Annotated in this window: 13 protein-coding genes and 2 pseudogenes; 8 read left to right on the top strand and 7 right to left on the bottom strand. The window is 64.9% G+C overall.

The features are described from left to right. The first annotated feature begins 24 nt into the window (after positions 1 to 24). The 3 genes from QM772_RS01165 to QM772_RS01155 are packed head-to-tail and all read left to right on the top strand — an operon-like array spanning position 25 to position 3,493. On the top strand, positions 25 to 834 hold the full coding sequence (locus QM772_RS01165) for an enoyl-CoA hydratase-related protein (protein WP_415133334.1): 810 nt from the start codon (positions 25 to 27) through the stop codon (positions 832 to 834). Continuing rightward, positions 831 to 2,732, top strand: a complete 1,902-nt coding sequence (locus QM772_RS01160; protein WP_415133332.1) for an AMP-binding protein — start codon at positions 831 to 833, stop codon at positions 2,730 to 2,732. The genes QM772_RS01165 and QM772_RS01160 overlap by 4 nt, the downstream gene beginning before the upstream one ends. Beyond that, positions 2,729 to 3,493, top strand: a complete 765-nt coding sequence (locus tag QM772_RS01155; protein WP_415133330.1) for a transporter substrate-binding domain-containing protein — start codon at positions 2,729 to 2,731, stop codon at positions 3,491 to 3,493. The genes QM772_RS01160 and QM772_RS01155 overlap by 4 nt, the downstream gene beginning before the upstream one ends. An 11-nt stretch (positions 3,494 to 3,504) precedes the next feature. Here the strand turns inward: QM772_RS01155 and QM772_RS01150 are convergent, their stop codons facing one another. Next, complete coding sequence (locus QM772_RS01150; RefSeq protein ID WP_415133328.1) at positions 3,505 to 4,062, bottom strand: hypothetical protein; 558 nt, start codon at positions 4,060 to 4,062, stop codon at positions 3,505 to 3,507. On the opposite strand from QM772_RS01150, the pseudogene QM772_RS01145 reads away from it, so the two are divergent. The 4 genes and pseudogenes from QM772_RS01145 to QM772_RS01130 form a co-directional block, all read left to right on the top strand. Continuing rightward, positions 4,006 to 4,632, top strand: a pseudogene (locus QM772_RS01145) (DUF6537 domain-containing protein); the annotation flags it as partial. The gene QM772_RS01150 and the pseudogene QM772_RS01145 overlap by 57 nt on opposite strands. A gap of 127 nt (positions 4,633 to 4,759) precedes the next feature. After that, a complete protein-coding gene (locus QM772_RS01140; protein ID WP_415133326.1) occupies positions 4,760 to 5,044 on the top strand; it encodes a DUF6537 domain-containing protein in 285 nt (94 codons plus the stop codon). A gap of 210 nt (positions 5,045 to 5,254) precedes the next feature. Next, positions 5,255 to 6,238, top strand: a complete 984-nt coding sequence (locus tag QM772_RS01135; protein ID WP_415133324.1) for a hypothetical protein — start codon at positions 5,255 to 5,257, stop codon at positions 6,236 to 6,238. A 41-nt stretch (positions 6,239 to 6,279) separates the two neighbouring features. After that, positions 6,280 to 7,037 (top strand): IS5 family transposase gene (locus tag QM772_RS01130; protein WP_415133322.1). Its coding sequence is split into 2 segments (ribosomal slippage): positions 6,280 to 6,619 and positions 6,619 to 7,037, totalling 759 coding nucleotides; the frame shifts between segments, so codons are not numbered across the junction. A gap of 172 nt (positions 7,038 to 7,209) precedes the next feature. On the opposite strand, the gene QM772_RS01125 is transcribed toward QM772_RS01130, so the two are convergent. The 6 genes and pseudogenes from QM772_RS01125 to guaB form a co-directional block, all read right to left on the bottom strand. Then, entirely contained in the window at positions 7,210 to 8,313 is a 1,104-nt protein-coding gene (locus QM772_RS01125; protein ID WP_415133320.1) for an IS630 family transposase, read from the bottom strand. A gap of 58 nt (positions 8,314 to 8,371) precedes the next feature. Then, the gene (locus QM772_RS01120) at positions 8,372 to 9,292 is read right to left on the bottom strand and encodes a nucleotidyl transferase AbiEii/AbiGii toxin family protein (RefSeq protein WP_415133318.1); all 921 of its coding nucleotides are present in this window, start codon (positions 9,290 to 9,292) and stop codon (positions 8,372 to 8,374) included. Next, the gene (locus QM772_RS01115; RefSeq protein ID WP_415133316.1) at positions 9,289 to 10,026 is read right to left on the bottom strand and encodes a type IV toxin-antitoxin system AbiEi family antitoxin domain-containing protein; all 738 of its coding nucleotides are present in this window, start codon (positions 10,024 to 10,026) and stop codon (positions 9,289 to 9,291) included. Before QM772_RS01115 ends, QM772_RS01120 begins: the two co-directional genes overlap by 4 nt. Positions 10,027 to 10,187: 161 nt before the next feature. After that, positions 10,188 to 10,541 (bottom strand): annotated as a pseudogene (locus QM772_RS01110) (Arm DNA-binding domain-containing protein); the annotation flags it as partial. A 310-nt stretch (positions 10,542 to 10,851) separates the two neighbouring features. Further along, complete coding sequence (gene guaA, locus QM772_RS01105) at positions 10,852 to 12,468, bottom strand: glutamine-hydrolyzing GMP synthase (RefSeq protein ID WP_415133314.1); 1,617 nt, start codon at positions 12,466 to 12,468, stop codon at positions 10,852 to 10,854. Positions 12,469 to 12,546: 78 nt separating this feature from the next. Continuing rightward, complete coding sequence (guaB, locus tag QM772_RS01100; protein WP_415133312.1) at positions 12,547 to 14,016, bottom strand: IMP dehydrogenase; 1,470 nt, start codon at positions 14,014 to 14,016, stop codon at positions 12,547 to 12,549. Positions 14,017 to 14,181: 165 nt separating this feature from the next. Between guaB and QM772_RS01095 the strand changes: the two genes are divergently transcribed. Next, positions 14,182 to 14,685, top strand: coding sequence for a DUF4124 domain-containing protein (locus QM772_RS01095; RefSeq protein ID WP_415133310.1), 504 nt, complete (start codon positions 14,182 to 14,184; stop codon positions 14,683 to 14,685). Positions 14,686 to 14,736 lie beyond the last annotated feature (51 nt).

The raw sequence follows: 14,736 nt of genomic DNA, 5'->3' as shown, positions 1-14,736 counted from the left end.
GTGCTCAGGCAGCAAGACAACGCAATGACAGACACCCCCTCCCCCGTGCTGATCGAATCCGACGGCCCCGTGACGATCGTCACCCTGAATCGTCCAGATAAGCGCAACGCCATGAACGCGGCGCTCATCACGGCCATGATCGAGACGCTTGAATCTCTGCGCGCCGATGAGCGTTGCCGTGTCGTCGTCATTACCGGTGCCGGTCCGGCCTTCTGCGCGGGCATGGATCTCAACGAGTTCTTCGGGCAGGAAGACCGCACTGCTGCATCGCGCGAGCGGGTGATTCAGAACGCCTCGGAATGGCGCTACAGGCTGCTGCGCCATTTCCCAAAGCCCACCATTGCGATGGTGAACGGAGGTTGCTTCGGCGGCGGCTTCTCGCTGGTGGAATGCTGTGACCTGGCCATTGCGAACCGCGAGGCGCGTTTCGGACTGTCGGAGATCAACTTCCGGCACATTCCTGCCGGGCCGGTCAGCAAGTCGATGGCTTCGATCCTGCGTCCGCGCGACGCGTTACTGCTCGCGCTGACCGGGCGGCCGTTTGACGGCGCCCATGCGGAACGCATCGGGCTGGTGAACGAGGCGGTGCCGGCGGAGCAGCTTCTTGCGCACACGCTCGCGCTCGCGCATGAGATCGCTGGGAAGGACGCGGCCGCGCTCCGCCTGACCAAGGAGTCGTATCGGTACGCAGCCGAGATGGGCTGGGATGCCTCGCTGGCCTTTACTGCGGCCAAGAGCTACGAACTGCTCGCGAGGCAAGTCAACGGCGAATCGCGCGACGCGGCCGTTCTCGACTTTCGCGCAGGGCGGCTCAAGCCTGGGGCGTCGGAATGAACAAGAGTGTCGATATGGGCAGACGCCATCCGCCCATCCGCAACCTGGCGGACATCGAAGCCATCGAGTCCACGCCATTCGAACAACGCGTGCCGCACTGGGACTTCGGCATCAACCTTCTCGAAGGCTGCGCCCTGAACCCAGCCAAGCAGGCGCTCATCGCCACCCACTGCGGCAACGCCGACGGTGAAGTGCACGCCTGGACGTATGCCGATCTGGCCCGCCGCTCGGTGGCCGTGGCCAATCTGTTGCGAGGCAGCGGTGTCAGTCAGGACGATGCCATCGCCATCGTGTCGCCGACCGTACCTGGTCTCTATGCCGCGCTCATCGGCGGTTTTCTCGCCGGGAGGCCCTTCCCGATCAACTGGCTGCTGGAGCCGGACGCTCTCGCCGACCTGCTCGCCGCCGTGAAGCCCAAGGTCGTGATAGCCCTGGGTCCGACCGAGGGATTCCGAATCTGGGACAACGTTGTTGCAGCCGCGGCGCGCCTGCCAGCCGCGCCAACGCTCTTCTCGTTGAACGACCCCTTCGCGCTTACGGGCCCGCGCGATCTGCTTGCAACGGCACAGACCCACCCTGACGACAAGCTCGAATTCTCGCGAGCGCCGACCACGGCCTCGTCGTTGGCTGCCTACATGCATTCGGGTGGAACGACGGGGCGCCCGAAGATTGTGAAGATCACGCACGGAGGCTTGTTGTATCGCCAATGGACTACCCGCGTCAGCATCGGCCGGGGAGGCGATGCCGACAACGTGGTCCTGTCGGATACGCCTCTGTTCCATATCGGCGGGCTATCACCACGCGGTCTGACGCCCATTGCTTCCGGCATGAGCGTCGTCATTCCGAGCATTCATGGGGCGCGTGACAAGCGCTACATGGCCAACTACTGGCGCTACGTCGAGCGCTTCGGCATCACGCTGATTTCCGGCGTGCCCACGACCCTCGGCGTGCTTGCCAAGAACCCGCCGCAAGGTGAAAACCTGTCGACCCTCCGCCCGCGCTTCTTTACCGGCTCAACCGGCGTCGCCACCGGGGTTCAGCAGCGCATCGAGCAGATCACCGGCGCCCAGGCGCTCATGACCTACGGGCTGACCGAGAACACCAGCAATGCCACGGCCGACCCGCGCGATGGCCGGATGAAGCCGGGCTTCTCGGGCCTGCGTGTTCCGTACACGACGCTGCGCATCGTGCGCCTGGACGACAACGGCGACATCTGCGGCGAATGCGCCACCAACGAGCCGGGGACGATCGTCGTACACGGTCCGGGGGTGTCGCCGGGCTATCTCGATGCGACCCAGAACGCCAAGGCGTTCCTGCCGGATGGCTCGTTTGTCACCGGCGACATCGGCAGCCTGGATGTCGATGGCTACCTGCGCGTCTCCGGTCGACGGCGCGACCTGATCATCCGTGGTGGTCACAACATCGAGCCAGCGCACATCGAGGAGGCCTTGCTCACCATTCCGGCCGTTGCCTCCGCTGCCGCCGTCGGTCGCCCGGATGCCCATGCCGGCGAGGTGCCGGTGGTCTACGTCGAACTGCGTCCCGGGGAAGTGGCTTCGCCCGAGGAGTTGCTGCGCCTGGCGGCCGAACGCATCCATGAACCGCCAGCCGTACCCAAGGAGATCATGGTTGTCGACCACATTCCCCTTACGGCAGTCGGCAAGCCCATCAAGGCCGAGTTGCGTGAAGACGCCGCGCGCCGGGTGTTCGAGGCACTGCTGGCACCGCTGGCCGAGCACTGTCGCGCCCACGTGTTCACCAACAAGGGCGGCGCTGTCGAACTGCGTGTGCGCGTGTTCGGAAAAGACGCGCAGGCCGTCCGTGCGGACGTCGCGCAGCGACTGGCCGATTTCACCGTCCACTATGCCTTCGTTGATGCCAAGGAATACGCAACATGACGTCGCTTTCCAAACCAGCAGCCCTTGCTGCGGCACGCGCGGCGCTGTTGGTGAACGGAAAGCTGCGCGTGGGGCTCAATCTCAGCAACACCTTGCTGGTGCGTCAGGCCGACCCGGCAGACCACGTGCAAGGGGTCGCGCCGGCGCTCGCCGGCCGCCTTGCTTCCGCCCTCGATGTTCAGCTGGAATTCGTGCGCTACGACACACCAGTGCAAGTCATGGCCGACGCCGCGAACGGGGTCTGGTCCATTGCTTTCTTGGCGGTGGATCCTCTCCGTGCCGGCAACGCGGTGTTTTCGCATCCGTACGCCGGTATCGAGGCGACTTACATCGTGCCGGCCGACTCGCTCTTCACTGACGCAGCACAGGTGGATGCTCCGGGCATACGCATCGCACTGTTCAAAGGCAGCGCCTACGACCTGTGGCTGCAGCAGCACCTGCGGCATGCGCAACTGGTCCATGCCGACACGCCGGAACAGGCCGTCGAGTGGTTCCGCCGTGATCGACTCGACGCGCTTGCCGGCCTGCGTGTGCAACTGGATTCGCAGGCCGCCCGGGAGCCGCGGGAGCGGGTACTCGAGAGCGCGTTCACAGCGGTGCACCAAGCGGTTGCATTACCCAAGGACCGCGCGGCGGCGTTGCCGTACCTCGACGCATTCCTGCAGCGCGAGAAGCAGTCGGGCGTCCTGGCCGCGCTCATCGTTCGCCTGGCTCCGCCCGGCTTGCAGATTCTTCACGGGACAACAGCAGGTCGCCCATGAGCACCACCCTATCAGGACTCGAATCCGAGCCCACAATAGACGACAAGTACAGCAAGCCACGCGGACGCGTGTTCATGACTGGGACTCAGGCACTGGTGCGCCTCCTGCTCGCGCACAAGACGCGCGATGCGGCTGCCGGCCTGCGCGCACGCGGCGTTGTCTCGGGGTACCGAGGCTCGCCACTTGGCTCGGTGGAGCAGGAACGATGGAGCGCTCGCAAGCACCTCGACGCCGCAGGCGTCTTCTTCCAGCCAGGTCTCAACGAGGAGCTTGCAGCTACGGCCCTGTGGAGCACGCAGATGGTCGAACTCGATGCCAATGCCACGGCAGACGGCGTCTTCGGCATGTGGTATGGCAAAGGGCCCAGCGTGGATCGCAGTGGGGACGTCTTCAAGCATGCCAACCTCGCCGGGAGTGCGAAGCACGACGGCGTGTTCGCCATCGTCGGCGACGATCACACCTGCAAGTCGCCCACGCTGGCGCACCAGAGCGAGCATGCGCTGATCGCAGCGATGATCCCGATACTCAACCCCTCGGGCGTGGCTGAATTCGTGGAACTCGGCTTGCATGGCTGGGCCATGTCGCGATGGTCGGGCTGCTGGGTGGCGATGAAGTCGATTAGCGAGACCGTCGAGACCACGACCTCCTTCGACATCAACCCGCTGGCCGTCGAAACCTGCATTCCGCAGGGCGTCCACGGGCCGGCGTCTGATTTCTTGCTTCGCTGGCCCGATGGGCCGCTGGATCGGGAGAAGCGCCTGGTGGAACACCGGATGCAGGCCGTGTTGGCCTACGTGCGCGAGAACCAGCTGAACACCGAGCCCTGGGAGGTTCCGCAGGCGAACTTAGGTATCGTTTCAACGGGCAAGAGTTGGCTGGACACGCTCGGCGCCTCAGCATCCGTGATCGCACTTCCGAAGCGCACGCCGTTGCTCGTTTCGATCCTCGCCGATCGTTGCGAGCGGCTCATCGCTTACCGGAACTCGGCGTATGCCCAGCGCTACTGCAACTTTTTCGAGCATTTCGCCGCGCTCGATGCCGCTATCAGGCTGTACAAGCTGATGGCCTACAAGGACGAATATGAGGTTGCACGCATGTATGTCGACTCGGGCTTCTTCGAGCGGATCGAGCGCGAGTTCGAAGGGGACTATCCACTGCGCTTCCACCTCGCGCCGCCATTGCTGACCAAGCGGGACCACAAGGGCCTTGTCCCTCAAGCGATCCTTCGGCCCATGGATGAAGTCCGCACTGCGCATCCTGGCGCGCATGAAGCTCTTGCGCGGAACGCCGCTGGACATCTTCTGCTGGACGGCCGAACGCCATACCGAGCGCGCACTGGCCGACGAGTACATGGCGCTCATGGAGAGCATCGTCCTCCGGCTCGATGCCGACATTCGCCCAGAGGTTCTGGCGCTCGCGCGGCTGCCGCAGAAAGTACGCGGCTTCGGACACGTCAAGTTGCGCAATCTTGCCGCGACTCGTGTCGAGCAGCAGGGACTGCTCGAGCGGCTCGATGCGGCTTCACCCGCTGCGGCAAGACATGCCGCCTGATCCACCAAAAGAACGGAGGCAACCCTCATGACCACTCGACCCAACCCATCGCAGACCGATCCCACAGCCCCGCCCCTGCGTCGCCGCGCGCTGCTTGTCGCTACGCCCGCCTGGGCTGCGGGCCTCTCGCTTGCCGCATCTCAGGGCTCCGAGGCAGTTGCGCCACGCCGACCAGGACCGCAGCCTCACAACCGGGCGCCACAAGCACGCGTGACAACCGTCGCCAACTTTCCGCCCAAGTACTTCTTGGAAAGCATAGTGGTGCGCTCCGACGAGTCCTTTCTCGTCACCGTGCTCAACACGCGCGAGCTCTGGTATGTGCCACCACCGGAGAGCGATAACACCACGGTCGCGCCAGTTCGCCTTCATATCTTTGGGCAACCGCTTCTCGGCATCGCGGAAGTCGAGCCCGATGTCTTCTACGTCATCGCCGCGAACGCCTATGCGGCACGGTCGGACGCCAGGCTGCACCGGCTCGACTTACGCGGCTGGCGGCCGGGCGCCCAGGTCGAGCCCTCGCTGGCCTTCGAGTTCCCGGTCGCGACGCGTGCACCGAATGGCATGTGCCTCGTCGCGCCTGGCGTGCTTCTCGTGGCCGACAGTTTCTCAGGCCTGATCTGGCGCGTCGACCTGCAGGGCCCTTCGCCGCGGCGAGCGCCCCAGGCGAGCGTCTGGCTAGAACACAACAGCATGAAGCACTTCCCCGGCAAGATGAAGCCCGAGCAGCCGGGCGTGAATGGCGTGCGTTACGCAGCCAAATCCAACTACCTGTACTACACAGCGACCGCCAAAAAGCTGCTCATGCGGGTGCCGGTCGACCCCGCGACACTCTTGCCCGCGGGCGAGCCAGAAATCGTCGTGGCCGGCAGAATGGGCGACGACTTCATCCTCGACGAGGAAGTCCGGGCGATCTACCTGACCACGCACCGGCAGAACAGCATCGACCTGGTCTCGATGGACCCAGGCGAGAACAGCGGCTTCACGCAGATCGTCGCAGGTGACCCGCTCAACCTCGATGTCGTGGGTCCGTCCAGCGGCGCATGGAGCCGCAGACCGGGCGCCGCCGGCCGGCTGGCCTACTTCATCACGGACGGAGGCACCGCGTCTCCCCTGCCCAGCGGGCCGGAGCCGGCAAAGTTACTGCGTGTCGAGTTGTCACCGTGGTCGGGTGCATTCCCAGGCATGGGCGCCTAGGGCGTGTCATCAAATCCTGAAGATGCTCCGTTATCAGGAACATGAACCGCAGATACGCTTTGACAGATAGGCAGTGGGCTCAAATCCAAGACCTGTTGCCCGGCAGGGCCGGGCACGTTGGAGCGCCAGCCAAGGACAATCGCTTGTTCGTCGATGCCGTGCTCTACCGCTATCGCGCGGGTATCGCCTGGCGCGATCTGCCCGAGCGATTTGGGGACTTTCGCGTGGTGCATCTGCGCCATATGCGCTGGAGCCGGCGCGGCGTGTGGCAGCGCCTGTTTGAAGCCCCGGCCCAGAACGCGGACAACGAGTACGCCATGATCGATGCCACCATCGTGCGCGCTCACCAACACAGCGCAGGGGGTAAAGGGGGGCTGCGGCGCAAGCCATCGGACGCAGCCGGGGAGGCCTGAGCACCAAGATCCACGCCACGGTCGATGCGCTGGGCAATCCCACGGGCTTCGTACTGACGGCAGGCCAAGCTTCGGACTTGGAAGGTGCCGATGTCCTGCTCAAGGATATCGATGCGCAGACGGTCATCGCCGACAAAGCCTATGACGCACACCAAAGAGTGGTTGCCCCCCTGTTGCAAGCGGGCAAGGCCGTGGTCATCCCCAGCATTCGCACACGCACCGTGCAGCGCGAATACGACCGGCATCTGTACAAGGCGCGTCATCTGATCGAGAACTTCTTCGCACGCTTGAAGCAGTACCGGGCCATCGCAACGCGCTATGACAAGACGGCCACAGCCTTCCTTGGGGCCATCCATTTGGCCGCCGCCATCACTTGGCTCATTTGATGACGCGCCCTAGACCGCAGGATTTTGCTTCGTTCTTGGCTTCTGATTCTCCGACTCAATTGGCAGACGAGCCGTCGTTGGTTTGAGTGGGGGTCAAGCGAGACGACTGCCGGGAACCGCAGGGCGCGCTCCTTCGCTACATACGCGGAAAGAGTCGCGTGGTGACCAGACGCTAGTGTCCCGTCCCAGTAATTCGTCCGCAGAGTCGGGCGAGCTTCTCAAGGATTGAATCGGCGGTGGCGGTCCATGTGAACGGCTTGCAGCTTTCGTTGTACTTGCCAACGAAGCCGTCAATCTTCTTGGTCAGCTCTTTGACGCTTTTGAACGATCCGCGTTGGATGGCCTTGTCGGTGATGATCGCGAAGAAGCGCTCGACTTGGTTGAGCCAGCTGGAGTAGGTCGGGACAAAGTGCATGTGCCAGCGTGGGCGCTGCGCCAGCCATGCACGCACCTTCGGGTGCTTGTGACTGGCGTAGTTGTCCACCACGCAATGCACGTCCAGATCTTTCGGCACGGCCTTGTCGATTTCACGCAGGAACGATAGAAATTCCTGATGGCGGTGGCGAGGCTTGCAACTGGCCAGCACCGCCCCATTGATCACGTTCAGCGCCGCAAACAGTGTGGTTGTTCCATGACGCACGTAGTCATGGGTGACGCCCTCGACATAGCCCAGCCCCATCGGCAGCATCGGTTGCGTGCGCTCCAGTGCCTGGCACTGGCTCTTCTCATCCACGCACAGCACCAGGGCGTTCTCGGGTGGATTGAGGTACAGGCCAACCACATCACGCAGCTTCTCGATGAACAACGGATCGGTGGACAGCTTGAAGCTTTCCACCCGATGCGGCTTGAGCTGAAAGGCTTGGAGGTAGCGCGCAACCGTGCTCTTGCTGATACCCGTCTCGCCCGCCAGTGTGCGCGTGCTCCAGTGCGTTGAGCCGTTGGCCGGCTTGGTGTGCAAGGTCTTGTTGATCAACTCGGCAATCTGCTCATCCCCCACGGTGCGTGGTCGACCGGGGCGCAGTTCGTCATACAGCCCAGGCAGCCGATCCCGTGCGTAGCGGCTGCGCCACTTGGTGACGGTTGCGCGATTGATCCCCAACGCTTGCGCAACGTCGGTGCTGGCCTTGTCCTGGCCCTCACAGGCCAGCACGATTCGTGCACGCAACGCCAATGCAGCCGGCAGCGATCGCGACCTGGCCATTGAAGCGAGCTCCTCTCGCTCGCCTTCGGTCAGACTGATGGTCGTTGTGCGGGTGTATGCGTTGGGCATGGGCATCTCCAAGGATGCCCCATGCCACGCAGCTTTTGTGCCTACGAATTAATGGGACGGGACACTAGGATAGCGCAGCCAGCCGCGCAGCGAGCAAGTCAGCCTGCTCGGCGAACTTCCTCGCATCGGTCTTTTGCAACTGCGCCAGGTTGTGCAGCTTCCAGCGGATGCCCGGCAGTTGTTCGAGGTGCTTGATGCCCAGCAGCGACCACTCCGGCGTGCCAGCAGCCAGCGACAATAGGAAGCGTCTTTCGTCAGCGTCCAAGCCCTGCTGGAGTTCTTGCAGCATGCGTTCTCGCGTGGCGAGCAGCGCATCGAGCGGCACCGGCTCGGCCGTCATGCCCTGGAAGTTGTGCTCGTAGTCATGGCGGATGTCCCGCAGCGGCGTAAACAGCATTTCATGGATTGGCCGGTTGCTGCTGGACAGATAGACCACGAACGCGCGCCGGATGCCGGGCGTGATGCCCTCATGCGCAAAGAGCTGCATCACGTCGAACAGGTCGCGCGGGTGCTGACGATCCAACGCTGCTACCAGCTTGCCGCCATACACGTCCTCCAGCGATACCACCGGGATCTCCAGATCGGCCAGCAAAGTGTCGCGTGCGGTCGGTGTGAGCGAAGCGCGCCGCACCGGCTGCACCGTGCCGCGCATCACGAAGTTGACTTCGACCTTGACCTGGATCGAACCGCTGCGCACCAACAGCTTCGTCTCCCCTGCCGCGGCCGCCGGCGCGTGCGTCTGAAACCCCCGCTTCTTCAATCGCTCGGCGGCTTGTCGGACAGCCTCATTGATGCGCACCAGCGCCTCGTCGCGCGGCAGCGTGTGATCGGGGAAGACCAGATCAAGATCGACCGACAAGCGCGGCATGTCGCGCACGAAGAGGTTGATCGCGGTGCCACCCTTCAAGGCAAACGTGTCGTCCATGAACACCAGCGGCGCCACCTGCGTCAGCAGGCGCGCGGTATCGAGATAGGTCTGGTTCATGGCTTGAGCACCAGTAGGCCATCGGCCGATCGGGACACCCAGGGTCGATCGCTGCCCGTCGGCAGCGTGGCCGGATCGAGCTTCGCTGCCCAAGGCAATGACGCCTCGCGGCCGAGTTGCAGGCACAGCCGCACGGTCTTGACGCTCGTGCAATGCTGCAACAGCTCGCGCAGCACGTCGGCGCGCAAGCTGTAGGCGCTCTCAACGAGTTCTCGGGCTTCCTGCAAGGGCTGACGCACGCCGACCTCGCTCAACAGCTCCAGCAATGCCCGCTCCGGCGCCGACACCTGCGGCGCCCCGCTGCGCTGCTCGAAGGGGCCGACATGCAGCAGAGCATCCGGCTTCTCGTCGAACAGACGCTTGCGGTGGTACTCGGCGGGGAAGCGTTCGGTGAACCATTCCGGCAGACGGGCCGCCGTCCAGCCATACAGATGCAGCACGGGCTGTTGCGACACGTACTGGCGCACGCCGTACCAATCCAGCGCCGACTTACCGCCGACATGCAGCCCCTCGAACCGACGCTGCAACAGCAGCAAGCTGGGATGGAGCGCCAGGGTGTCGTTCGGGCGGCCGTACACCCCGCGGGCCAGGCGCGTGAGCCAGCCTGCCCGGACGTAATGGACAGTCAAGTCAGCAGAGATGCCCAGCGCTGCCAAGTCCTCCGAGGTCAGTGGCGTTCCCGGTGCCAGCCGGGTGTAGAGGGCATTTAACTTGCTGAAAGTAGTCGTAGCCATGCTACGATTTATACAACTTTTCCAAGCCGAAGTCAATTTGATACGGTGTTTCCAGTCGTAGTCTGGATACGACAATGACAACATATCCAAATGCTCACCCCTTGGGAACAGCCGCGCGGGAAGTCGGTCGGGTGTCGCCTCCCCTGCCCCGCCTGAATCCCCGATCGGGTGCTGTCGGCCCATCTCGTATGGGCAAGGTACGTCTCCACCGCCGAGCCGAAGGTGTCGATGGCGTCCACACGGCGCTTTTCGCGCTGCTTTTCCAGCGCAGGCGATACGCCCTTGAGCACGGCTTTGCGCGCGTCCAGGAGCAGTTCGCGCGCCATCGCCAGCGAGATGCCGTCGGGGCCGTAGCGCCCGAGCGTCAGCGTCTCGCGGCGGCCGTTGAGGCGGTAGTCGTAGCGGAAGGTGACGGTGCCGCTGGGCGATACCGTCACGTACATTCCGTCTCGGTCAGAAGCCTTATAAATCTTGGACTTAGGCTTCAGATTTCGTAGTGCAGCGTCAGTAAGCATCGAGGTTTCCTCCGGCTTGTGACGGCTTTACCGTCAGGTTTTACCGTCAAGGACCTGGAGACCTGCTGATGCCCGGAAAGCCGCATAAAACAAGCATTCCCGAGAAGGCTTTTACCGTCAAAGACGGTAAAAGTCTGAATAGTGAACGAGAGTGTCTTAATCCGGCCTCGATTTTTACCGTCAGCTCTACCGCCAACTTTTTCTGCTGGCCGGCGATAGCTACCGATAGCCTCCGTGACGTATTTCTTTCTAAATCAACACGTTACGGCTGTTTTTCGATAGCTGGCGATAGTCCTCGAAGGACGTAAATTCACTCCCACTCAATCGTCGCCGGCGGCTTGGAGCTCACATCGTAGGTCACGCGGTTGATACCGCGCACCTCGTTGATGATCCGGCCGGACACCTTCTTGAGCAGCGCATACGGCAGCTCCGCCCAGTCGGCCGTCATGAAGTCGCTGGTCTGCACGGCGCGCAGGGCAACGACGTAGTCGTAGGTGCGGCCGTCGCCCATCACGCCCACGCTCTTGACGGGCAGGAAGACGGTGAAGGCCTGGCTGGTCAGGTCGTACCAGGTCTTGTCGGTGGCTTCGTCGCGGAAGTTGCGCAGCTCCTCGATGAAGATGGCGTCGGCGCGGCGCAGCAGGTCGGCGTATTCCTTCTTCACCTCGCCGAGGATGCGCACGCCCAGGCCGGGGCCAGGGAACGGGTGGCGGTAGACCATCTCGCGCGGCAGGCCCAGGGCCACGCCGAGTTCGCGCACTTCATCCTTGAACAGGTCGCGCAGCGGTTCCAGCAGCTTCAGGCCCAGTTGCTCGGGCAGGCCGCCGACGTTGTGGTGACTCTTGATGGTGACGGCCTTCTTGCTCTTGGCGCCGCCGCTCTCGATCACGTCGGGGTAGATGGTGCCCTGCGCCAGGAAGGTCGCGCCCTTGTGGCCCGCATCGCCGGCCTTGAGTTTGGCGGCCTCGGCCTTGAAGACATCGACGAACAGGCCGCCGATGATCTTGCGCTTGGCCTCGGGCTCGCTGACGCCAGCCAGCTTGCCCAGGAACAACTCGCTCGCGTCCACGCGGATGACCTTGGCGTGGAGCTTGCCGGCGAACATCTCCATCACCATGTCGCCCTCATGCAGGCGCAGCAGGCCGTGGTCGACGAAGACGCAGGTGAGCTGGTCGCCGATGGCCCGGTGGATCAGCGCGGCGGCCACGCTGGAATCGACACCGCCCGAGAGGCCGAGGATGACTTCCTCGTCGCCCACCTGCTCGCGGATCTTCTGGACGGCTTCCTCGATGTAGTCGCCCATGATCCAGTCGGGGCTGGCGCCGCAGATCTCGCGCACGAAGCGCGTGAGCAGCGCCGCGCCCTGCACGGTGTGCGTGACCTCGGGGTGGAACTGCACGGCGTAGAAGCGGCGCGCCTCGTCGGCCATGCCGGCGATGGGGCACGACGGCGTGGAGGCCATGACCTTGAAGCCCGGCGGCAGCGCCGTGACCTTGTCGCCGTGGCTCATCCAGACCTTGAGCATGCCGTGGCCCTCGGCCGTGGCGAAGTCCTCGATGCCCTTGAGCAGCGCGGTATGCCCGTGCGCGCGCACTTCGGCGTAGCCGAATTCGCGGGTGTTGGAGCCTTCGACCTTGCCGCCGAGCTGCGTCGCCATCGTCTGCATGCCGTAGCAGATGCCGAGCACGGGCACGCCCAGTTCGAACACCGCCTGCGGCGCGCGGTCATCCACCTCGTACACGCTGGCATGGCTGCCGGAGAGGATCACGCCCTTCAGGTGGCCGTCCCTGGCGTAGTCGCGCACCCACGCGTCGGTCACGTCGCAGGGGTGCACCTCGCTGTAGACGTGCGCCTCGCGCACGCGGCGCGCGATCAGCTGCGTGACCTGGGAGCCGAAGTCGAGGATGAGGATCTTGTCGTGTGCCATGGCGATTTTTTATGAAATCGGCCTCCAGCGCTTGACTGGCAAGCGCTGGCAGCTATCAGAAACATAGTATCGGCGCGCTCAGTCCGCCCGGTAGTTCGGCGCTTCCTTGGTGATCTGCACGTCGTGCACGTGCGATTCGCGGATGCCGGCGGCGGTGATCTCGACGAACTCGGCCCGGGCGCGCATGTCGTCCACGGTGGCGCAGCCGCAGTAGCCCATGCTGGCGCGCAGGCCGCCGGCCTGCTGGAACAGGATGGCCACCACGCTGCCCTTGTAGGGCACGCGGCCCTCGATGCCCTCGGGCACCAGCTTGTCGGCGTTGGGGTTGCCGGTGCTGCTCTCCTGGAAGTAGCGGTCCGCGCTGCCCTGCTGCATGGCGCCGATGCTGCCCATGCCGCGGTAGCTCTTGTAGCTGCGGCCCTGGTACAGCACGATCTCGCCCGGCGCCTCTTCGGTACCCGCGAACATGCCACCCATCATCACGCTGTGCGCGCCGGCGGCGATGGCCTTGGCGATGTCGCCCGAATAGCGGATGCCGCCGTCGGCGATCAGCGGCACGCCGGTGCCGGCCAGCGCCGTGGCCACGTTGTCGATGGCGGTGATCTGCGGCACGCCCACGCCGGCCACGATGCGCGTGGTGCAGATGCTGCCGGGGCCGATACCGACCTTGACGCCGTCCGCCCCCGCCTCCGCCAGCGCGCGCGCGGCGGCGCCGGTGGCGATGTTGCCGCCGATCACATCCACCTGCGGGTAGTTCTGCTTGACCCAGCGCACGCGCTCGATCACGCCCTGGCTGTGGCCATGCGCGGTGTCCACGATGAGCGCATCGACGCCGGCCTTGACCAGCGCCTCCACCCGCTCCTCGGTGCCCGCGCCCACGCCGACGGCGGCGCCCACGCGCAGGCGGCCGTTCTCGTCGCGCGCGGCGTTGGGGAAGCTGGTCTGCTTGGTGATGTCCTTGACGGTGATCAGGCCCTTCAGGCGATCAGCATCGTCGATGATGAGCAGCCGCTCCAGCTTGTGCTTGTTGAGCAGGCGCTTGGCGTCCTCGTGGCTGGCGCCTTCGCGCACCGTGATCAGGCGGTCACGCGGGGTCATGATGTCGCGCACCGGCACGTCGTAGCGCGTCTCGAAGCGCAGATCGCGCCCGGTGACGATGCCCACCACCCGGCCCTGGTCGATGACAGGGAAGCCGCTGATGTCCAGCTCGTCCGACAGCTGCATCACCTGCAGCACGGTGTGCTCGGGCGTGATGACCACCGGGTCGCGCAGCACGCCGCTTTCGTAGCGCTTGACCTTGGCCACCTGCGCCGCCTGCTCCTGCGGCGTGAGGTTCTTGTGCACGATGCCGATGCCGCCCTCCTGGGCGATGGCGATCGCCAGGCGCGCCTCGGTGACGGTGTCCATCGCCGCCGACACCAGGGGCAGGTTGAGGCGGATGTGGCGACTGAACTGGGTGGAGAGGGAGACGTCCTTGGGCAGGACCTGGGAGTACGCCGGGACCAGCAACACGTCGTCGAAGGTCAGCGCTTTGCCGAGAAGGCGCATGGGTGAAGGCTCCAAAAAAAGGATTCTACCCGGGGCCGCCAGGCCGGCGCCGCGCCGGGCGAACGCCGCGCGCAGCGTGCAAATCGCACACCGGCGGTCGGCTCGTGGCCGCCGCGCGGCGTGGCAAGGCCGCCCGGGCGGCGGCGCTGGTTACACTGCGGCCCCATGAAGATGCCCCGCGCCCTGCTCCTGGGTCTTGCCCTGGCCGCCAGTTCGGCCGCCTTCGCCCAGTATTCGTGGATCGACAAGGACGGCCGCAAGGTCTTCAGCGACCGGCCGCCGCCCGCCGAGGTGCCGCAGAAGAACGTGCTGTCGCAGCCGCGCGGCGGCGCCAGCGTGGTGCGCGCCGCCCCGGCGGTGGCCCCCGAGGCGCCGGCATCGCCCCCCGTGGCCGCCGCCAGCGCCCCGGCCGGCGTCGACAAGGCGCTGGAAGAGAAGAAGAAACAGGCCGAGGCCGCCGAAGCCGCCCAGAAGAAAGCCGACGAGCAGCGCCTGGCCGCCGCCCGCGCCGACAACTGCAAGCGCGCCATGAACGCCAAGGCCACGCTCGACTCCGGCATGCGCGTGGCCCGCCTGAACGACAAGGGCGAGCGCGAGGTGCTCGACGACACCGCCCGCGCGGCCGAGCAGCAGCGCGTGCAGAAGATCATCGCGTCCGACTGCAAATAAGCTCCCAGCGCTTGCTGGACACGCGCTGGCAGCTCTCTTCTTTGTAGCGTC

This window comes from Ottowia sp., assembly GCF_047601385.1.
Lineage (GTDB): Bacteria > Pseudomonadota > Gammaproteobacteria > Burkholderiales > Burkholderiaceae_C > Ottowia.
This window is presented reverse-complemented; position numbering and strand designations above follow the sequence as displayed.

Excerpts from the sequence above, each read along its gene's own strand:
- QM772_RS01165 (WP_415133334.1), top strand. The coding sequence starts at position 25 with ATGACAGACACCCCCTCCCCCGTGCTGATCGAATCCGACGGCCCCGTG.
- QM772_RS01160 (WP_415133332.1), top strand. The coding sequence starts at position 831 with ATGAACAAGAGTGTCGATATGGGCAGACGCCATCCGCCCATCCGCAAC.
- QM772_RS01155 (WP_415133330.1), top strand. The coding sequence starts at position 2,729 with ATGACGTCGCTTTCCAAACCAGCAGCCCTTGCTGCGGCACGCGCGGCG.
- QM772_RS01150 (WP_415133328.1), bottom strand. The coding sequence starts at position 4,062 with ATGCAAGCCGAGTTCCACGAATTCAGCCACGCCCGAGGGGTTGAGTAT.
- QM772_RS01140 (WP_415133326.1), top strand. The coding sequence starts at position 4,760 with ATGAAGCTCTTGCGCGGAACGCCGCTGGACATCTTCTGCTGGACGGCC.
- QM772_RS01125 (WP_415133320.1), bottom strand. The coding sequence starts at position 8,313 with ATGCCCATGCCCAACGCATACACCCGCACAACGACCATCAGTCTGACC.
- QM772_RS01120 (WP_415133318.1), bottom strand. The coding sequence starts at position 9,292 with ATGAACCAGACCTATCTCGATACCGCGCGCCTGCTGACGCAGGTGGCG.
- QM772_RS01115 (WP_415133316.1), bottom strand. The coding sequence starts at position 10,026 with ATGGCTACGACTACTTTCAGCAAGTTAAATGCCCTCTACACCCGGCTG.
- guaA (WP_415133314.1), bottom strand. The coding sequence starts at position 12,468 with ATGGCACACGACAAGATCCTCATCCTCGACTTCGGCTCCCAGGTCACG.
- guaB (WP_415133312.1), bottom strand. The coding sequence starts at position 14,016 with ATGCGCCTTCTCGGCAAAGCGCTGACCTTCGACGACGTGTTGCTGGTC.
- QM772_RS01095 (WP_415133310.1), top strand. The coding sequence starts at position 14,182 with ATGAAGATGCCCCGCGCCCTGCTCCTGGGTCTTGCCCTGGCCGCCAGT.